We start from the raw sequence: 19415 nt of genomic DNA on the forward strand, positions 1-19415 counted from the left end.
CTCAGCGCTTCTTACCGGTGCGACGACGCCGGACGATGAGCTTGTCGCTTGGCTTACGGCGGCGGGTGCGACCCTCGGGCTTACCGGCCGGGTTCACCGGGTGGCGACCACCGGAGGTCTTGCCCTCACCACCACCGTGCGGGTGGTCGACCGGGTTCATGGCGACACCACGCACGGTGGGCTTCTTGCCCTTCCAGCGCATGCGGCCGGCCTTGCCCCAGTTGATGTTCTGGTGCTCGGCGTTGCCGACCTCGCCGACCGTGGCGCGGCACCGGACGTCCACGTTGCGGATCTCGCCCGAGGGCATCCGCAGCTGGGCGTAGGGGCCGTCCTTGGCGACGAGCTGCACGCTGGCGCCCGCGGACCGGGCGATCTTCGCGCCGCCGCCGGGGCGGAGCTCGATCGCGTGCACCACGGTGCCGACCGGGATGTTGCGCAGCGGCAGGTTGTTGCCCGGCTTGATGTCGGCCTTGGGGCCGTTCTCCACCATGTCGCCCTGCTGCAGCTTCGACGGGGCGATGATGTAGCGCTTCTCGCCGTCGAGGTAGTGCAGCAGCGCGATGCGCGCGGTGCGGTTGGGGTCGTACTCGATGTGAGCGACCTTGGCCGGCACGCCGTCCTTGTCGGTGCGGCGGAAGTCGATGAGGCGGTACGCCCGCTTGTGGCCGCCGCCCTTGTGCCGCGTCGTGATCTTGCCCGACGCGTTGCGGCCACCGCGGCCGTGCAGCGGGCGGATCAGCGACTTCTCCGGCGTCGTCCGAGTGATCTCGGCGAAGTCGGAGACGCTCGCACCGCGACGACCGGGGGTCGTCGGCTTGTACTTGCGAATGCCCATCTCTACGCAGTCCTCGTCGTCATCAGGCGGCCGGGCCGCCGAAGATCTCGATCGGCTTGCTCTCGGCGGACAGCGTCACGATGGCGCGCTTGGTGTCCTTGCGCTTGCCATAACCGGTCCGGGTCCGCTTGCGCTTGCCCTGGCGGTTGAGCGTGTTGACGCTGACGACCTTGACGCCGAAGACCTTCTCCACGGCAATCTTGATCTGGGTCTTGTTCGAGCCGGGAGCCACCACGAAGGTGTACTTGTTCTCCTCGAGCAGCCCGTAGGACTTCTCGGAGATGACCGGCGCGAGCAGGATGTCCCGGTGGTCGGGGATCACTTCGCGGCCTCCTCGTCGACCTCGGACGACTCGGCGGTGGCCTCGGCGGAGCCCTGCCCGTGCTGGGCCTTGCTCGCCAGGAACACGTCGAGCGCGTCCTTGGTGAACACCACGTCGTCGTTGACCAGCACGTCGTAGGTGTTGAGCTGGTCCGGCGCGATGATGTGCACGTGCGGCAGGTTGCGCAGGCTGACCCACGAAACCTCGTCGGTGCGCAGCAGCACGGCCAGCACGCGACGAGCCTCGGTCACGGACTCCAGCACCTTGCGGGCGGCCTTGGTCGACGGCGTGTCGCCCTCGACGAAGCTCGTCACCACGTGCACCTGCTCGGCGCGCGCCCGGTCGGAGAGGGCGCCACGCAGGGCGGCGGCCTTCATCTTCTTGGGGGTGCGCTGGCTGTAGTCACGCGGCTGGGGGCCGTGGACGACGCCACCACCGGCGAACTGCGGCGCGCGGGTCGAGCCCTGACGGGCGCGGCCGGTGCCCTTCTGCCGGTACGGCTTCTTGCCACCACCGCGGACTTCACCGCGGGTCTTGGTGGCGTGCGTGCCCTGGCGGGCCGCGGCCAGCTGGGCCACGACGACCTGGTGCAGCAGGGCCACGTTCGCCTGCGCGTCGAAGATCGCGGCAGGCAGCTCGACGGAGCCGTCGGCCTTGCCCGCCGGGGTGCGGATCTCAACGGAAGTCATGATCAGGCACCACCCTTCGCAGCGGTCTTGATGAACACGGTGCCGCCCTTGGGACCGGGCACGGCGCCCTTGATGAGCAGCAGGCCGGACTCGGCGTCCACGCGGTGCACCTTGAGGTTCTGGGTGGTCACCCGCACGTTGCCCATCCGACCCGCCATGCGCAGGCCCTTGAACACGCGGCCGGGCGTGGCGCAGCCGCCGATGGAACCCGGCGAGCGGTGCTTGCGCTGGGTGCCGTGGCTGGCGCCGAGGCCCTTGAACCCGTGGCGCTTCATGACACCCGCGGTGCCCTTGCCCTTGCTGGTGCCGACCACGTCGACCACCACGCCGGCCTCGAAGACCTCGGCGGTGATTTCCTGGCCGACCGTGTACTCGGACGCATCCGTGGTGCGCAGCTCCGCCAGGTGGCGGCGGGGCGTGACGCCCGCCTTGGCGTAGTGGCCCGCGACGGGCTTGTTGACCTTGCGCGGGTCGATCGCGCCGAAGGCCAGCTGCACGGCCGAGTAGCCGTCGATTTCCTGGGTCCGAACCTGGGTGACCACGTTCGGCTCGGCCTTGACGACGGTCACCGGAACGATCCGGTTGTTCTCGTCGAAGACCTGAGTCATGCCGAGCTTGGTGCCCAGGAGGCCCTTAACCTGCCTGTCAGACATGGGTCTCGTTACTCTCCGCCCCAAATGGGATCAACACTGCCGCGTCCAACGCTTACTGGATGTTGACGTCGACGCTCGCCGGCAGGTCGATGCGCATGAGCGCGTCCACCGTCTTCGGCGTCGGGTCGAGGATGTCGATCAGACGCTTGTGCGTGCGCATCTCGAAGTGCTCGCGCGAGTCCTTGTACTTGTGCGGCGAGCGGATGACGCAGTAAACGTTCTTCTCAGTGGGCAGCGGCACAGGCCCGACGACCCGAGCGCCGGTGCGCGTCACGGTCTCGACGATCTTGCGCGCGGACGCGTCGATCGCCTCGTGGTCGTAGGCCTTGAGCCGGATGCGGATCTTCTGTCCCGCCATGATGGCTTGCCGTTCCTCTGCTTCTAGTACCGCTGCGGTGCGGGCACCTTGCACGAGGTCACGGGACCTCCGGCGCGCTCCGCCCCCTATTCAGGATTGACACCGAGCGGTGTCACGGTGCCCGGTCCACGCGGTCGGGCGTGTCGCGCCCAACGCTTAGACCGGTCCCACTACGAAACGTGTGGGATTGACTCGCACGTTCACAAAATCGATCAAACCCCGCTCGTGACGGGGCGGCCGAGTCCAGACTCGAACCGGCCGCCCCGACGAGCAACCCGTCAATGGTCGCACACGCGGGTGCGCAGACCAAATCGGGGGGTGAGAATTAGAGCCAGGTCACTTGATGATCTTGGTGACCGAGCCCGCGCCGACGGTGCGGCCACCCTCGCGGATGGCGAACCGCAGGCCCTCGTCCATGGCGATCGGCTGGATCAGCTTCACGCTCATCGACGTGGTGTCGCCCGGCATGACCATCTCGGTGCCCTCGGGGAGGGTCACGACGCCGGTCACGTCCGTGGTGCGGAAGTAGAACTGCGGGCGGTAGTTGTTGAAGAACGGCGTGTGGCGGCCACCCTCGTCCTTCGACAGGATGTAGACCTGCGCCTCGAACTCGGTGTGCGGGGTCGTGGTGCCCGGCTTCACGATCACCATGCCGCGCTCCACCTCCTCGCGCTTGATGCCGCGGAGCAGCAGCGCGGCGTTGTCGCCCGCGCGGCCCTCGTCGAGGAACTTCTTGAACATCTCGATCGAGGTGACCGTCGTCTTCTTCGAGGTCTCCTTGATGCCGACGATCTCGACCTCTTCGTTGACCTTGATGATGCCGCGCTCGATGCGGCCGGTCACCACGGTGCCACGACCGGTGATGGTGAACACGTCCTCGACCGGCATCAGGAACGGCCGGTCGACCTCGCGCTCGGGCTCCGGGATGTTCTCGTCCACGGCGTCCATCAGGCCGATGAGCTTCTCGCCCCACTCGGCGTCGCCCTCCAGCGCCTTCAGCGCGGAGACGCGGACGACCGGCAGGTCGTCACCGGGGAACTCGTACTCGGAGAGCAGCTCGCGGACCTCGAGCTCGACGAGCTCCAGGATCTCCTCGTCGTCCACCATGTCGGCCTTGTTCAGGGCCACCACGATGTAGGGCACACCGACCTGGCGGGCCAGGAGCACGTGCTCCTTGGTCTGCGGCATCGGGCCGTCGGTCGCCGCGACCACCAGGATGGCGCCGTCCATCTGCGCCGCACCGGTGATCATGTTCTTGATGTAGTCGGCGTGACCGGGGCAGTCGACGTGCGCGTAGTGGCGCTTGTCGGTCTGGTACTCGATGTGGGCGATCGAGATGGTGATGCCGCGCTGCTTCTCCTCCGGCGCCTTGTCGATCTGGTCGAACGGCGTGAAGGGGTTCAGGTCCGGGTACTTGTCGTGCAGGACCTTGGAGATCGCCGCGGTCAGCGTCGTCTTGCCGTGGTCGATGTGACCGATGGTGCCGATGTTGACGTGCGGCTTCGTCCGCTCGAACTTCGCCTTCGCCACTGGATTGTCCTCCTGGACTTCTATTGCTTAGCCCGGCGGGCGGATTGCCGCCCGCCGGGCGTCACGTCAGGGTCGGTTGTGCGGACCCCGGGGCATCCCCCCGGAGAGCCCGCGTGGTGCTGCGGTGCTCCGGTTGGGGTTACTCGCCCGTAGCCTTCGCGATGATCTCCTTCGCGACGTTCGCGGGAACCTCGGCGTAGGAGTCAAAGGTCATCGAGTAGTTCGCGCGACCCTGGGTCCTGGACCGCAGGTCGCCGACATACCCGAACATCTCCGACAGCGGGACCAGTGCCTTGACGACACGGGCGCCGCTGCGCTCCTCCATGGCCTGGATCTGGCCACGGCGGGAGTTCAAGTCGCCGATCACGTCGCCCATGTAGTCCTCGGGCGTGGTGACCTCGACCGCCATCAACGGCTCGAGGATCGCCGGGCTCGCCTGGCGAGCGGCTTCCTTGAGCGCCATGGAGCCCGCGATCTTGAACGCCATCTCCGACGAGTCGACCTCGTGGTAGGCGCCGTCGACCAGCGTCAGCTTGACGCCCACCAGCGGGTAACCCGCCAGCACGCCGTACTGCATCGCGTCCTGGGCGCCCGCGTCCACCGACGGGATGTACTCCCGGGGGATGCGACCACCGGTGACCGCGTTGACGAACTCGTAGAGAGCGCCGTCCTCGGTCTTCTCCAGCGGCTCCAGGTCGATGAGGACCTTCGCGAACTGGCCGGAACCACCGGTCTGCTTCTTGTGGGTGTAGGAGTACTTCTCCACCTTGCGGCGGATCGTCTCCCGGTACGCCACCTGCGGCTTGCCGATGTTGGCCTCGACCTTGAACTCGCGGCGCATGCGGTCCACCAGGATGTCCAGGTGGAGCTCGCCCATGCCGGCGATGATCGTCTGGCCGGTCTCCTGGTCCAGGTTGACCCGGAACGTCGGGTCCTCCTCGGCCAGCTTCTGGATCGCGGTGCCCAGCTTCTCCTGGTCGGCCTTCGTCTTCGGCTCGATCGCCACCTGGATGACCGGCTCGGGGAAGGTCATCGACTCCAGCACGATGGGCGCCTGCGGGTCGCAGAGCGTCTCACCGGTGGTGGTGTCCTTCAGGCCGATGACGGCGTAGATGTGGCCCGCCATGGCCTCTTCGACCGGGTTCTCCTTGTTGGCGTGCATCTGGAAGATCTTCCCGATGCGCTCCTTGCGGTCCTTGGTCGAGTTGATGACCTGGGTGCCGGAGGCCACCTTGCCCGAGTAGACCCGGATGTAGGTGAGCTTGCCGAAGAACGGGTGCGCGGCGATCTTGAACGCGAGCGCGGCGAACGGCTCGTCGGTCTTCGGCGCGCGGAAGGCCGGCGTCTCGCCGTCCTGCAGCGTGCCCTCGACCGGCGGGAGGTCCAGCGGGGCCGGCAGGTAGTCGATCACCGCGTCGAGCATGGGCTGGACGCCCTTGTTCTTGAACGCCGAGCCGCACAGCACCGGGTACCCGGCGCGGTTCTTGACGATCGCGCGGATGCCCGCCTTGATCTGCTCGACGGTGAACTCCTCGCCGCCGAGGTAGGCCTCCATCAGGGCGTCGTCGGTCTCGGCGACGGCCTCGATCAACTGCTCGCGGTACTCGGCGGCCTTCTCGGCGAGGTCGGCCGGGATCTCCTCGACCGTGTAGTCCTCACCCTTCTGGACCTCGCCGCGCCAGGTCAGCGCGCGCATCTCGACCAGGTCGATGACGCCGATGAAGTCGCTCTCCGACCCGATCGGGAGCTGGATCGGCAGCGGCTTCGCGCCCAGGCGGTCCTGGATGGTCTTCACGGTGAAGTAGAAGTCCGCGCCGAGCTTGTCCATCTTGTTGACGAAGCAGATGCGCGGGACGTCGTACTTGGTCGCCTGGCGCCAGACCTGCTCGGACTGGGGCTCGACGCCTTCCTTGCCGTCGAACACGGCAACGGCACCGTCGAGGACGCGGAGGTTGCGCTCCACCTCGACGGTGAAGTCGACGTGGCCCGGCGTGTCGATGATGTTGATCTGGTGGTTCTTCCAGAAGCAGGTCGTCGCGGCCGACGTGATCGTGATGCCGCGCTCCTGCTCCTGCTCCATCCAGTCCATCACCGCGGCGCCGTCGTGGACCTCGCCGATCTTGTAGCTGATCCCGGTGTAGAACAGGATCCGCTCGGTCGTCGTGGTCTTGCCCGCGTCGATGTGGGCCATGATCCCGATGTTGCGGACCTTGGCCAGGTCGGTGAGCACGTCCTGTGCCACGGGTGTCTTCCCCTGTCTTGAGCTAGCTGGTAGCAGGCTCACTAGGGCTGGGAGGCGCCAGGCGGGCGGCTCGGGCTGCCCGCCTGGCGTCACGTCACCAGCGGTAGTGGGCGAAGGCCTTGTTCGACTCGGCCATCTTGTGCGTGTCCTCGCGGCGCTTGACGCTCGCGCCCAGGCCGTTGCTCGCGTCGAGCAGCTCGTTCATCAGGCGCTCGATCATGGTCTTCTCACGGCGCTGCCGGGAGAAGGTGATCAGCCAGCGCAGCGCGAGCGTGGTCGAGCGGCCCGGCTTCACCTCGACCGGCACCTGGTAGGTGGCGCCACCGACGCGGCGGGACTTCACCTCGAGCGCGGGCTTGACGTTGTCCAGGGCGCGCTTGAGCGTCACCACCGGGTCGGTGCCCGTCTTGTCGCGGGCGCCTTCGAGGGCGCCGTACACGATCCGCTCGGCCACGGAGCGCTTGCCGTCGACCAGCACCTTGTTGATGAGCTGGGTCACCAGCGGAGAGCTGTAGACCGGGTCGGAGATCAGCGGCCGCTTCGGGGCCGGTCCCTTGCGGGGCATCAGCTCTTCTCCTTCTTCGCGCCGTACCGGCTGCGAGCCTGCTTGCGGTTCTTCACGCCCTGCGTGTCGAGCGAACCGCGGATGATCTTGTAGCGGACACCGGGGAGGTCCTTCACACGACCGCCGCGCACGAGCACCATCGAGTGCTCCTGCAGGTTGTGGCCCTCACCGGGGATGTAAGCCGTGACCTCGATACCGCTCGTGAGCTTCACGCGGGCGACCTTGCGCAGCGCCGAGTTCGGCTTCTTGGGCGTGGTCGTGTAGACGCGGGTGCACACACCGCGCCGCTGCGGGCTGCCCTTGAGCGCCGCGGTCTTCTGCTTGGCGACCTTGTCCTGCCGGCCCTTGCGGACCAGCTGCTGGATCGTTGGCATACGCCGGCTGCTTCTTCCCTTTACGTGCCCGCCGCGTGGGCGACGAGCCCTGTTTACTTGGTCCCTCTCTGCACCCGAGGTCGGGCGTGTCGCCGCTCTCGGCAGTACCGAAAGTGCTACACAGCGCCCCAGGTCCGCAGGCGACATCCCAGGATGCCCCTACGCGTGGAGGTCACCGCGGCCGGCTTTCCAGCACCACTGGCGCGTAGGCACGCGGAGCGGCCCGACATGGGTCGGGCACGAGTACCAAAGATACCCCGCCTGGTTCCCACGGGTCAAAACGGATCCGCTGCCGCGCCTGGTCGGGCGGACGCGCGCCGCCCGCCGATCAAGTTCGGGGGTGGTTTTGTGGCGGTTCTCGCAACCGTTCGCTCGAAGGGACCGGCCGCAGGACCGAGGAGCGACTCACGGGTTATCAGAACATGAATAGGCGGACGGCGCAGGTCGGAGTGGCCACCCATTCACTCGTTCGGGTGGAAGTGCGCCCGTCGCGACCGCGGCCGGGGCCGGGCCGGCGGCCGGTCACACTGGTCGGGTGAACTCCGAACTCATCGCGGGCATGGCCGCGCTGGTGGCGGCCGACGCCTCGCCCGAGGTGCTCGCGGTGCGCGGCGACGTGGTGGTGGTCCGGGTCGCGGACGTGGTGCTCAAGGCGCACGAGCGGGGCACGGACCTGGCCGTGCTCACCGAGCGGCTCCGGCTGGCGGCCGACCCGCGGCTGGGCGAGCTCCTGCTCGCGCCGCGCTCGGCGCCCGCGGTCGTGCTGGGGCGGGCCGTGACGGCGTGGCCGATGGGCACGCCGGTGCCCCAGAGCGAGCCCGAGGACCTGCCCATGGAGGCGGCGGGGCGGATGCTGGCCGCGCTGCACCGGTTCACCGCGGCGGACTTCGCGCCGCCCGTGCCCCTGGCCGGCGCCCGGCCCCGGATGGAACGGGCGGTGCGCGAGCTGACCCTCGCCACGCCGGCGGCCGACCTGGTGCGGCGGGCGTTCGCGACGTTGCCGGAGTTCGGCGACGGCGGCGTCACGCTCATCCACGGCGACTGGCACCTCGGCCAGCTGGTGTGGCGGGACGGGTACCGGCTCATCGACGTGGACGACCTCGGCGTGGGTGATCCGGCGTGGGATCTGGCGCGGCCGGCCGCGCTGCACGCGGCGGGCGTGCTCGACGCCGACGCGTGGGGGCGGCTGCTCGGGGCGTACCTGGACGCGGGTGGCGCCGGCGTGCCGCGGGACGACCCGTGGTCGGTGCTGGAGGCGCCCGCGCGCGCACTGGTCGTGCAGATGGCGGCCCGTGCCCTTTCCGCTGCGGAGCGCGACGGGACGGAGTTGAACGACGCTCAAGAAGCGCTGATCGACGCGTGCGCGCGGATCGTGTCGACACACGAACCCATTCGGCGCGGCTAATATCGGGACCATCGCGTCAAGAGCAGGAGGCTCACACGATGCAGTGTCCCAAGTGTCATGCGAACATGCGCACCTTCGACCGCATGGGCGTGCACATCGAGCAGTGTGATGGCTGCCGCGGGGTCTTCCTCGACTACGGCGAGCTGGAGGCCATCACCCGGCTCGAGCAGCAGATGGCTCCCCCGCCCCCGCCGCCCGTCGCGCCGCAGCCCGCTCAGGTCCACTACGTCCAGCAGCCGGCCCCGCAGCCGGGCTGGGGCTACGGCGGTGGTGGTCACTACGGGCACCGGAAGCACCGTGGCCTGGGCGGGTTGTTCTTCTCGTCCTGATCCTCGTGGTGGTGGCCCCGCGCCGATGGTGCGGGGCCACCGTTGTCACTACCGGAAAACAGAGTGATAATCGGTAGTGACCCGAGGAGGTCCCGTCATGTCCGTCGCCACGGAGGCTGCGCAGATCCGCGACCTGTTCGACCAGATCGAGGAGATCGAAGAGGTCGCGTCGAGCTTGTCGGAGGACGACGAGCGGCGGCGCAAGCTGCACGGCGTGGTGGCGAAGGCCCTGCGCAAGGCCCCGCCGGTGCGGCCGGTGGTGGCCGGTGAGCTGCTGGAGCTGACCGAGAAGACGGTCAAGGCGTGGGCGCGCGAGGGCGTGCTCGCGATCCACAGCCAGGAGCCCCGGATGTTGTTGGACGCCGTGCGGCTGCACGAGGTGCTGCACGTCGTGTCGGACCTGAGGCGGGCGGGCAAGAACCGCGCGTTGCTGGACGAGGTGCACCGGCGGTTGAGCGACGCGGCGCTGCTCGACCGCGACGACCTCGTCACCAGCCTGGAGCAGCTGCACCGCGGCGAAGGACGCGTAGTTCGCTGATCACCGTCGTCGAAACGCCCGTCGCGGCCGGCCAGGCCGCCGGCCTGCGCGGCGCCGCCAGGGCCGCCTACGACAGGTTCCTGGACGAACTGGCCCACAGCGGCTGCCTGGCGCTCGGCTACCGCGTCACCGGCCCCGAACCGCTGCCACGCCTGTGCGTGAAGCACCTGCGCGGCGCCGACCGCGTGGTCGTCGCTTTCCCCTCGCCGCGGACGGCGTGGATCCTGCTCGTCGGCCCGCACGACGACGACCCCGGCCGCGACCTCTACGAAACGCTGTACGAACTGGCCGGCGTCCGCCCGAAGCTGACCGAGAAGCGCACCAAGCCACCGTGCTGCTCCGACCTGGCACCCCCGGTCGCGGACTCGGACCTCGTGGACGACCTGGTCGCCCGCGCCCGCTCCCTGGCCAAATCCCGCCGCCGCCCCACCTGAGCCGCGCGCGTGTCGAACGCTCAGGACCCGTGAGTTCCGCGCTCAAGACGCGCAGGCCGGTCTGTGCAGTGCCCCACCACGCGTCCGAGCGTTGAACTCGGGGGACCTGAACGTTCGACACCTGAGCGTTCGACACGCGCGGAAAGGCCCCCGGAGCGGGAGGCTCCGGGGGCCTTTCAGTCGACTGGCTGCTTCAGCGGTAGTCGCGGCCGAAGTCGTAGTCGTCCAGCGGGACCGCGGCGCCCGTGCCCGTGCCGAAGACGTCCGGCGTGTAGTAGCCGTCGTCGTAGCTCGGGATGGCGTACGCCGCCGCACGCGCTTCCTCGGTCGGCTGCACCTGGATGTTCCGGTACCGGTTGATGCCGGTGCCGGCCGGGATCAGCTTGCCGATGATCACGTTCTCCTTCAGGCCGATGAGCTTGTCCGAACGCCCGTTGATGGCGGCGTCCGTCAAGACCCTCGTCGTCTCCTGGAAGGAGGCCGCCGACAGCCACGAGTCCGTGGCCAGCGACGCCTTCGTGATACCCATCAGCACCGGACGGCCGGCGGCGGGCTCGCCACCCTCGGCCACCACGGCCCGGTTGCCCGACTCGAACTCCGCGCGCTCGACCAGCGAGCCCGGCAGGAACTCGGTCGCACCCGAGTCGATGATCGTCACCCGGCGCAGCATCTGCCGGACGATGACCTCGATGTGCTTGTCGTGGATCGCCACGCCCTGGGCCCGGTAGACCTTCTGGACCTCGCCGACCAGGTGCAGCTGGGCCTCACGCGGGCCCATCACGCGCAGCACCTCGTGCGGGTCGGGCGTGCCCTCCAGCAGCTGCTGGCCGACGCCGACGTGGTCGCCGTCCTGCAACGGGCCGGTGGCCGTGTTCGCGAGCCGCTGACGCTTGGACAGCTTCTCGAAGAGGATCTCCTCGGACCCGTCGTCCGGGATGAGGGTGATCTTCCAGAACCGGTCGCCGTCCTCGATGCGCACCCGGCCGTCGACGTCCGCGATGGGCGCCTTGCCCTTCGGCACGCGAGCCTCGAACAGCTCCTGCACACGGGGCAGACCGGTGGTGATGTCGTCACCGGCCACACCACCCTGGTGGAACGTGCGCATGGTCAGCTGCGTGCCGGGCTCACCGATGGACTGCGCGGCGACGATGCCGACGGCCTCGCCGACGTCGACCAGCTTGCCCGTCGCCATCGAACGGCCGTAGCAGGACGCGCACACACCGACCGCGGACTCGCAGGTCAGCACCGAGCGGACCTTGACCCTGGTCACGCCCGCCTCGACGAGCGTCGCCAGCGCCGGGTCGCCCAGGTCGTCACCGCGGTTGAGCACGATGTTGCCATCGGCGTCGGTGATGTCCTCGGCGATGGTCCGCGCGTACACGCTGGTCTGCGCGAACTCGGCCAGCACGACCTTGTCGCCCAGCCGCTCGCCGACCGTCATGTTCACGCCGCGCGTGGTGCCGCAGTCGACCTCGCGGATGATGACGTCCTGCGACACGTCCACCAGACGACGGGTCAGGTAACCCGAGTCGGCGGTGCGCAGCGCGGTGTCGGCCAGACCCTTGCGGGCGCCGTGCGTGGCGATGAAGTACTCCAGCACCGACAAGCCCTCGCGGAACGAGCTCTTGATCGGCCGCGGGATGTACTCGCCCTTCGGGTTGGTCACCAGACCACGCATGCCCGCGAGCGACCGGACCTGGGTCATGTTGCCCGCCGCGCCCGACATCACGATCATGCGGATCGAGTTGTCCTCGGGGAAGTTGGCCTCCATGACCTCGGCGACCTCTTCGGTTGCCTTGGTCCACACCTTGACCAGCTCGTTGTTGCGCTCCGTGTGGGAGAGCTGACCGCGCTGGTAGCGCTTCTCGACCGCGTCCGCGAGCTTCTCGTACTCGTCCAGGATGCCCTGCTTGGCAGCCGGCACGAGCACGTCGGAGATCGCGACCGTGACGCCCGACCGGGTGGCCCAGTAGAAGCCGGCGTCCTTCAGCTTGTCCAGCGTCCGGGCGACGGTGACCATCGGGTACCGCTCGGCGAGGTCGTTGATGATCGTCGCCTGCCGCTTCTTCGGCATGACGTCGTTGATGAACGGGTAGTCCGCCGGCAGGACCTCGTTGAACAGCACGCGACCGAGGGTGGTCTCGGCCAGCCACGCCTGACCGGGCTCCCAGCCCTCCGGCTCCTGGCCCTTCGGCGGGTTCTTGTCCGTGATCCGGATCTTGACCATGGCCTGCAGGCCCAGGACCTTGCGGTCGAACGCCATCAGCGCCTCGGCGGCCGAGGAGTAGGCCTGGCCTTCGCCGAGGTCACCCTTCTTGTGCCGGGTCAGGTGGTACAGGCCGGTCACCATGTCCAGACGCGGCATGGCCAGCGGCTTGCCCGACGCGGGCGAGAGGATGTTGTTCGACGACAGCATCAGCACGCGCGCCTCGGCCTGCGCCTCGGCGGACAGCGGCAGGTGGACCGCCATCTGGTCACCGTCGAAGTCGGCGTTGAACGCCTCGCAGACCAGCGGGTGCAGCTGGATGGCCTTGCCCTCGACCAGCTGCGGCTCGAAGGCCTGGATGCCCAGCCGGTGCAGCGTGGGCGCGCGGTTGAGCAGCACGGGGTGCTCGGTGATGACCTCTTCCAGCACGTCCCACACGGCGGGGCGCGCGCGCTCCACCATCCGCTTGGCGGACTTGATGTTCTGCGCGTGGTTGAGGTCGACCAGCCGCTTCATCACGAACGGCTTGAACAGCTCGAGCGCCATCTGCTTGGGCAGGCCGCACTGGTGCAGCTTCAGCTGCGGGCCGACCACGATGACCGAACGGCCCGAGTAGTCGACGCGCTTGCCGAGCAGGTTCTGGCGGAACCGGCCCTGCTTGCCCTTGAGCAGGTCGGACAGCGACTTGAGCGGCCGGTTGCCCGGGCCCGTCACCGGCCGGCCGCGGCGGCCGTTGTCGAACAGCGCGTCGACGGCCTCCTGCAGCATCCGCTTCTCGTTGTTGACGATGATCTCGGGCGCGCCGAGGTCGATCAGTCGCTTGAGGCGGTTGTTGCGGTTGATGACGCGGCGGTACAGGTCGTTCAGGTCGGACGTGGCGAAGCGGCCACCGTCGAGCTGCACCATCGGGCGCAGGTCCGGCGGGATGACCGGGACGCAGTCCAGCACCATGCCCTGCGGGTTGTTGCGGGTCGCCTGGAAGGCGGCCACGACCTTCAACCGCTTGAGGGCGCGCAGCTTCTTCTGGCCCTTGCCGCTGCGGATGGTCTCGCGCAGCACGTCGGCCTCGGCGTCGACGTCGTAGTCACCCAGCAGCCGCTGGATGGCCTCCGCGCCCATGGCGCCGGTGAAGTAGTCGCCGTAGCGGTCGTACAGCTCGCGGTAGAGCAGCTCGTCCGCGATCAGCTGGGCGCGCTCGAGCTTGGTGAAGGTGGACCAGATCTCGTCGAGCCGGTCCAGCTCGCGCTGGGCGCGGTCGCGGAGCTGGCGCATCTCGCGCTCGCCGCCCTCCTTGACCTTGCGGCGGACGTCGGACTTGGCGCCCTCCGCCTCCAGCTCGGCCAGGTCGGCCTCCAGCTTCTGCGCCCGGGCCTCGACGTCGGCGTCACGCCGGTTCTCGACCCGCTTGCGCTCGACCTGCATCTCGTTCTCGAGCGTGGGCAGGTCGTTGTGGCGCAGCTCGGTGTTCACGCCCACGATGACGTAGGCCGCGAAGTAGATGATCTTCTCGAGGTCCTTGGGTGCCAGGTCGAGCAGGTAGCCCAACCGGCTGGGGACGCCCTTGAAGTACCAGATGTGCGTGACGGGCGCGGCCAGTTCGATGTGGCCCATCCGCTCGCGGCGCACCTTGGCGCGGGTCACCTCGACGCCGCAGCGCTCGCAGATGATGCCCTTGAAGCGGACGCGCTTGTACTTGCCGCAGTAGCACTCCCAGTCCCGGGTGGGACCGAAGATCTTCTCGCAGAACAAGCCGTCCTTCTCCGGCTTGAGCGTGCGGTAGTTGATGGTCTCGGGCTTCTTGACCTCGCCGAAGGACCACTGGCGGATGTCGTCCGCGGTCGCGAGACCGATGCGAAGCTCATCGAAGAAGTTGACGTCGAGCACGTCTACTCTCTTCCCCTTTTTGGTTCGGTGCTGCTTGGGGTGCTGGTGGCTTGGTCATCCGGGGGGACGCGGGAGGCATCCCCCCGGATGACGGCGAGCGTCAGTTGACGACGTCGTCCACGGACGGCGACTCGGTCCTCGACAGGTTGATGCCGAGGTTGGCCGCAGCGCGTTCGAGGTCTTCGTCGTCGCCGTCGCGCATCTCGATCGCGGCGCCGTCCGAGGACAGCACCTCGACGTTGAGGCACAGCGACTGGAGCTCCTTGAGCAGCACCTTGAAGGACTCCGGGATACCCGGCTCCGGGATGTTCTCGCCCTTGACGATGGCCTCGTAGACCTTCACGCGGCCGAGCACGTCGTCGGACTTGATCGTGAGCAGTTCCTGGAGCGTGTACGCGGCGCCGTACGCCTGCATCGCCCAGCACTCCATCTCACCGAACCGCTGACCACCGAACTGCGCCTTACCACCCAGCGGCTGCTGCGTGATCATCGAGTACGGGCCGGTCGAGCGGGCGTGGATCTTGTCGTCGACCAGGTGCAGCAGCTTCAGGATGTACATGTAGCCGACGGACACCGGGAAGGGGTACGGCTCGCCGCTGCGCCCGTCCAGGAGCACCGCCTTGCCGTTCTCCTTGACCATCCGCTCGCCGTCGCGGTTCGGGATCGTCGAGCCGAGCAGGCCCGTGATCTCGTCCTCCTTGGCGCCGTCGAAGACGGGCGTGGCGGTCTTGGTGCCGGGCTCGACGTCGTACAGCTCCGCCGGCAGGTTCTTCGCCCAGTCCGGGTCGCCGTTGATGCTCCAGCCCTGCTTGGCGATCCACCCGAGGTGGGTCTCCAGCACCTGGCCGATGTTCATACGACGCGGCACGCCGTGCGTGTTCAGCACGATGTCGACCGGGGTGCCGTCCTCGAGGAACGGCATGTCCTCGACCGGGAGGATCTTGCCGATGACGCCCTTGTTGCCGTGGCGGCCGGCGAGCTTGTCGCCGTCCTGGATCTTGCGCTTCTGGGCCACGTAGACGCGGACCAGCTCGTTCACGCCGGGGGGCAGCTCGTCGTCGTCCTCGCGGCTGAACACGCGGATGCCGATGACCTTGCCGTACTCGCCGTGCGGCACCTTCAGCGACGTGTCGCGCACCTCGCGCGCCTTCTCGCCGAAGATCGCGCGGAGCAGGCGCTCCTCCGGGGTCAGCTCGGTCTCGCCCTTGGGCGTGACCTTGCCGACCAGGATGTCGCCGGGCTGGACCTCGGCGCCGATGCGGATGATGCCCCGCTCGTCGAGGTCGGCCAGGACCTCCTCGGAGACGTTCGGGATGTCCCGGGTGATCTCCTCGGCGCCCAGCTTGGTGTCCCGCGCGTCGATCTCGTGCTCCTCGATGTGGATCGAGGTCAGGACGTCGTCCTGCACGAGGCGCTGCGACAGGATGATCGCGTCCTCGTAGTTGTGGCCCTCCCACGGCATGATCGCGACGAGCAGGTTCTTGCCCAGCGCCATCTCGCCGTTCTCGGTGCACGGGCCGTCGGCCAGCACCTGGCCCTCGTGCACCCGGTCGCCCTCGTTCACGATGGGCTTCTGGTTGATGCACGTGCCCTGGTTGGACCGGCGGAACTTGTGCAGGCCGTAGGTCTGCCGCGAGCCGTCGTCGGCCATGACCGTGACGTAGTCGGCGGAGATCTCCTCGACCACACCGGTCTTCTTGGCCACCACGACGTCACCGGCGTCGACCGCGGCGCGCAGCTCCATGCCGGTGCCGACCAGCGGGGACTCGCTGCGCAGCAGCGGCACCGCCTGGCGCTGCATGTTCGCGCCCATCAGGGCGCGGTTCGCGTCGTCGTGCTCGAGGAACGGGATCATCGCGGTCGCGGCCGACACCATCTGCCGCGGCGAGACGTCCATGTAGTCCACGTCGGCCGGGTCGATCTGCTCGACCTCGCCGCCCTTCTTGCGGACCAGGACCTTGTCCTCGAGGAAGTTGCCCTCGTCGTCGATCTTGGCGTTCGCCTGCGCCTTGACGTAGCGGTCCTCTTCGTCGGCCGTCAGGTAGTCGATCTGGTCGGTGACCCGGCCGTCGACGACCTTGCGGTACGGCGTCTCGATGAAGCCGAACGGGTTGACCCGCCCGTAGGAGGACAGCGAGCCGATCAGGCCGATGTTCGGGCCTTCCGGCGTCTCGATCGGGCACATGCGGCCGTAGTGCGACGGGTGGACGTCGCGGACCTCCATGCCGGCGCGCTCACGGGACAGACCACCCGGGCCCAGCGCCGACAGGCGGCGCTTGTGGGTCAGGCCCGCGAGCGGGTTCGTCTGGTCCATGAACTGCGACAGCTGGGACGTGCCGAAGAACTCCTTGATCGCAGCCACCACCGGGCGGATGTTGATCAGGGTCTGCGGCGTGATGGCCTCGACGTCCTGGGTCGTCATGCGCTCGCGGACGACGCGCTCCATGCGGGAGAGGCCGACCCGGATCTGGTTCTGGATCAGCTCGCCGACGGTGCGCAGGCGGCGGTTGCCGAAGTGGTCGATGTCGTCGACCTCGACGGGCACCTCGGTGTCGCCGGGCTGCATCGTCGTCTCACCGGCGTGCAGGCGGACCAGGTACTCGATCGTGGTGACGATGTCGTCCTCGGTCAGCACGCCCGTGGAGATCGGGGTGGCCAGGCCCAGCTTCTTGTTGATCTTGTACCGGCCGACCTTCGCCAGGTCGTAGCGCTTGTCCTTGAAGAACAGGTTCTCCAGCAGCGCCTGCGCGGACTCCTTCGTCGGCGGCTCGCCCGGACGCAGCTTGCGGTAGATGTCGAGCAACGCCTCGTCGGTACCCGCGGTGTGGTCCTTCTCCAGCGTCGTCAGCAGCGTCTCGCTGAACGAGAAGCGCTCGCGGATCTGCTCGGTGGTCCAACCCAGCGCCTTCAGCAGCACGGTCACCGGCTGGCGGCGCTTGCGGTCGATGCGGACACCGACGGTGTCGCGCTTGTCCACGTCGAACTCCAGCCAGGCACCCCGGGACGGGATGATCTTGACGCTGAAGACGTCCTTGTCGGTCGTCTTGTCGATCGCGGTGTCGTAGTAGACACCCGGCGAGCGGACGAGCTGGGAAACCACGACCCGCTCGGTGCCGTTGATGATGAACGTGCCCTTGTCGGTCATCATCGGGAAGTCACCCATGAACACCGTCTGGCTCTTGATCTCGCCGGTGGTGTGGTTGGTGAACTCCGCCGTGACGAACAACGGGGCGGCGTACGTCATGTCCTTGTCCTTGCACTCCTCGGTCGAGGCCTTGACCTCGTCGAAGCGCGGGTCGGAGAAGGAGAGCGACATCGAGCCGGAGAAGTCCTCGATCGGGGAGATCTCGTTCAAGACCTCCTCGAGGCCGCCCGTCGGCGCCTCGTCACCTTCGTCGACGCGGCGCTGGAACCACGCCTCGTCGCCGGTGAGCCATTCGAACGACTGGATCTGCAGGTCGAGCAGGTTGGGCGTCTGAAGCGGTTCGTGGATCTTCGCGAAAGAGACTCGCTTCGGCGCTCCGGGAATCCCCGACGTGGAGTTGGTCGCAGCAGTGGCCTTGGTCGCGCGAGAGATCGCCAAGATGCGTCCTTCCAGGGACAGGTAGCTGGCCAGTCAGCGGAACTGGCACGGCTGTCAAGGGTGCGGCGATGCCCGGCAATCCAGCTCTCGGCGAAGGGCAAACGGAAAGAGGGCAGCGCAAAGGAGCAGTCTAGCCACGCGCGCGGCAACTGTCGAGAGGCACCTGGAAGGACCTTTCTCGTGCTCACCGACAGAGTGACCCCGCCGACGCCCACAGTCAAGATGCCACGCGGCGATCACTCCACTGGCGCAAGGCGCGATAACGCGGAGTTACCGCTGTGACCTGCGAAAATACATGGACGTGAGCAACCGTGACCTTTCACGGGCGTTCAGACCCCGAAGGGAGACCGTGGCGATTTCGTTCGGTCACCGACCGAAAAGTGTGACTCAGATCACCTTGTGTTGGGGCATGAAACCGGGTTCGCAGTCCTGAGTGGACGTCCCGCGAGGCCGTCCGGCCGCCTCCCGGTCAGCACTTGGCGGTTTCGGCCGCCTGGTCGCCGCTCTGGCCGAACATCTCCATGTTGTCGACCTTCCACCGGTCGTCGACCTTCTGCGCGCCGACCCGCATCATCGCGATGCCGCCGCCGCTCTGGTTGTCGGTCGTGCGGGTGGTGACCTGGTCGAGGAACAGCAGCACGGTGGCGCGGTCGCCGTCGAGCGTGGTCACGCCGCTGGACACGGCCTTCACCGTGACCACGAGCTTCTGCTCGGGCGCGAGCGTGCGCACCGGGCCGAAGATCGCGTTGTACTGGCACTTGGCCTTGCCGACCAGCAGCTCGTTGGCGGCCTTCTCGGTGGCCGAGACGTCGGCGTAGTTGTAGGAGAACGCCTTCTCGACCGCCTCGCGCGCCTGGCCGGCGACCTCGGTCGTGCCACCGCTGTCGACCAGGGCCTGGTTGTAGCGGACCTCGCCCGCCTGGTCCTGGAACCACACGCCCAGGGCGACCAGCAGCGCGGCCAGCACGACCAGGGCGATCGGCAGGGTCGGGCCGGACCCGCCGAGGCGGGTCGAGCGGTCCTCGGGCTCGTCGTCCCGGGCCGCCGACTCGTCGGACTCGGACTTCGAGTGCCGCGCGTCGGGCTCGGTCAGGACGCTGGGCGCGACGGCCTCGCCGGTGCGCTTGCGGCGGCCGGTGGGGCGGGGGCGAGGCGCGGGCTCGGTGGCCTCGTCCTCGTCGTCCTGGTCGTCCTCGCGGGGCTCGATCAGGCCCGGGACCTCGGCCGGACGCATGAGGTCGCGGTCGGAGGGCAGGGTCTCGGCGCGATCGGCGGCGGTCGGCTCGGCGGCGTCGCGCTCGGGGCGCGTGTCCTCGGCCGGTGCGGGCCCGGCGTCGACGCCGTTCGCCTCGGCGTCCGGCGCGGCGGTCGGCTCAGGGCGTTTGCGCAGGCCGGCGACGCGAGGCCGGGTGGTCGGCGTGGTCGGGACCGGGCGGCGGCGGGGCGGTGGCACTGACGTCATCTCCTC

16 protein-coding genes are annotated in these 19415 nt (G+C 68.5%); 4 read left to right on the top strand and 12 right to left on the bottom strand.

Going from position 1 to position 19415, the window contains the following annotated elements; all coding sequences use genetic code 11:
* Position 1 precedes the first annotated feature (1 nt).
* From rplB to rpsL, 9 genes are all read right to left on the bottom strand, one after another.
* Entirely contained in the window at positions 2-835 is an 834-nt protein-coding gene (gene rplB / locus AB0I91_RS02700; RefSeq protein WP_498776551.1) for a 50S ribosomal protein L2, read from the bottom strand.
* A gap of 22 nt (positions 836-857) precedes the next feature.
* Positions 858-1157, bottom strand: a complete 300-nt coding sequence (gene rplW, locus AB0I91_RS02705; RefSeq protein WP_053715234.1) for a 50S ribosomal protein L23 — start codon at positions 1155-1157, stop codon at positions 858-860.
* Positions 1154-1846, bottom strand: coding sequence for a 50S ribosomal protein L4 (gene rplD, locus AB0I91_RS02710; RefSeq protein WP_498776549.1), 693 nt, complete (start codon positions 1844-1846; stop codon positions 1154-1156). Before rplD ends, rplW begins: the two co-directional genes overlap by 4 nt.
* Positions 1847-1848: 2 nt before the next feature.
* Positions 1849-2499, bottom strand: a complete 651-nt coding sequence (gene rplC, locus AB0I91_RS02715) for a 50S ribosomal protein L3 (RefSeq protein ID WP_360464705.1) — start codon at positions 2497-2499, stop codon at positions 1849-1851.
* A gap of 52 nt (positions 2500-2551) precedes the next feature.
* The gene (gene rpsJ / locus AB0I91_RS02720) at positions 2552-2857 is read right to left on the bottom strand and encodes a 30S ribosomal protein S10 (protein ID WP_003938093.1); all 306 of its coding nucleotides are present in this window, start codon (positions 2855-2857) and stop codon (positions 2552-2554) included.
* Positions 2858-3193: 336 nt separating this feature from the next.
* Positions 3194-4387, bottom strand: coding sequence for an elongation factor Tu (gene tuf, locus AB0I91_RS02725; protein WP_073885921.1), 1194 nt, complete (start codon positions 4385-4387; stop codon positions 3194-3196).
* Positions 4388-4526: 139 nt separating this feature from the next.
* Entirely contained in the window at positions 4527-6629 is a 2103-nt protein-coding gene (fusA, locus tag AB0I91_RS02730) for an elongation factor G (RefSeq protein WP_498776546.1), read from the bottom strand.
* Positions 6630-6723: 94 nt separating this feature from the next.
* Entirely contained in the window at positions 6724-7194 is a 471-nt protein-coding gene (rpsG, locus tag AB0I91_RS02735) for a 30S ribosomal protein S7 (protein ID WP_053715239.1), read from the bottom strand.
* A complete protein-coding gene (gene rpsL / locus AB0I91_RS02740) occupies positions 7194-7568 on the bottom strand; it encodes a 30S ribosomal protein S12 (protein WP_030473471.1) in 375 nt (124 codons plus the stop codon). The genes rpsG and rpsL overlap by 1 nt, the downstream gene beginning before the upstream one ends.
* A gap of 535 nt (positions 7569-8103) precedes the next feature.
* Here rpsL and AB0I91_RS02745 point away from each other — a divergent pair.
* The 4 genes from AB0I91_RS02745 (at position 8104) to AB0I91_RS02760 (ending at position 10274) form a co-directional block, all read left to right on the top strand.
* Positions 8104-8973, top strand: coding sequence for a phosphotransferase family protein (locus AB0I91_RS02745; protein WP_498776544.1), 870 nt, complete (start codon positions 8104-8106; stop codon positions 8971-8973).
* Between the two features lie 38 nt (positions 8974-9011).
* Entirely contained in the window at positions 9012-9302 is a 291-nt protein-coding gene (locus tag AB0I91_RS02750) for a TFIIB-type zinc ribbon-containing protein (protein WP_499611651.1), read from the top strand.
* A gap of 97 nt (positions 9303-9399) precedes the next feature.
* On the top strand, positions 9400-9840 hold the full coding sequence (locus AB0I91_RS02755; RefSeq protein WP_498776540.1) for a hypothetical protein: 441 nt from the start codon (positions 9400-9402) through the stop codon (positions 9838-9840).
* 158 nt (positions 9841-9998) lie between these two features.
* A complete protein-coding gene (locus tag AB0I91_RS02760) occupies positions 9999-10274 on the top strand; it encodes a hypothetical protein (protein ID WP_498776538.1) in 276 nt (91 codons plus the stop codon).
* A gap of 193 nt (positions 10275-10467) precedes the next feature.
* Here AB0I91_RS02760 and AB0I91_RS02765 read toward each other — a convergent pair whose 3' ends face one another.
* From AB0I91_RS02765 to AB0I91_RS02775, 3 genes are all read right to left on the bottom strand, one after another.
* The gene (locus tag AB0I91_RS02765) at positions 10468-14364 is read right to left on the bottom strand and encodes a DNA-directed RNA polymerase subunit beta' (RefSeq protein WP_498776536.1); all 3897 of its coding nucleotides are present in this window, start codon (positions 14362-14364) and stop codon (positions 10468-10470) included.
* A 100-nt stretch (positions 14365-14464) separates the two neighbouring features.
* The gene (gene rpoB, locus AB0I91_RS02770; RefSeq protein WP_498776534.1) at positions 14465-17947 is read right to left on the bottom strand and encodes a DNA-directed RNA polymerase subunit beta; all 3483 of its coding nucleotides are present in this window, start codon (positions 17945-17947) and stop codon (positions 14465-14467) included.
* 469 nt (positions 17948-18416) lie between these two features.
* Positions 18417-19409 carry a hypothetical protein gene (locus tag AB0I91_RS02775; protein WP_499634925.1) on the bottom strand — a complete coding sequence of 331 codons (993 nt, stop codon included), beginning with the start codon at positions 19407-19409 and terminating at the stop codon, positions 18417-18419.
* Between the last annotated feature and the right edge of the window lie 6 nt (positions 19410-19415).

The organism is Actinosynnema sp. NPDC049800 (assembly GCF_040656635.1).
Taxonomy (GTDB): domain Bacteria; phylum Actinomycetota; class Actinomycetes; order Mycobacteriales; family Pseudonocardiaceae; genus Actinosynnema.

Excerpts from the sequence above, each read along its gene's own strand:
- AB0I91_RS02750 (WP_499611651.1), top strand. The coding sequence starts at position 9,012 with ATGCAGTGTCCCAAGTGTCATGCGAACATGCGCACCTTCGACCGCATG.
- rplB (WP_498776551.1), bottom strand. The coding sequence starts at position 835 with ATGGGCATTCGCAAGTACAAGCCGACGACCCCCGGTCGTCGCGGTGCG.
- rplD (WP_498776549.1), bottom strand. The coding sequence starts at position 1,846 with ATGACTTCCGTTGAGATCCGCACCCCGGCGGGCAAGGCCGACGGCTCC.
- rpsJ (WP_003938093.1), bottom strand. The coding sequence starts at position 2,857 with ATGGCGGGACAGAAGATCCGCATCCGGCTCAAGGCCTACGACCACGAG.
- rplC (WP_360464705.1), bottom strand. The coding sequence starts at position 2,499 with ATGTCTGACAGGCAGGTTAAGGGCCTCCTGGGCACCAAGCTCGGCATG.
- AB0I91_RS02775 (WP_499634925.1), bottom strand. The coding sequence starts at position 19,409 with ATGACGTCAGTGCCACCGCCCCGCCGCCGCCCGGTCCCGACCACGCCG.
- AB0I91_RS02755 (WP_498776540.1), top strand. The coding sequence starts at position 9,400 with ATGTCCGTCGCCACGGAGGCTGCGCAGATCCGCGACCTGTTCGACCAG.
- rpsL (WP_030473471.1), bottom strand. The coding sequence starts at position 7,568 with ATGCCAACGATCCAGCAGCTGGTCCGCAAGGGCCGGCAGGACAAGGTC.
- rpsG (WP_053715239.1), bottom strand. The coding sequence starts at position 7,194 with ATGCCCCGCAAGGGACCGGCCCCGAAGCGGCCGCTGATCTCCGACCCG.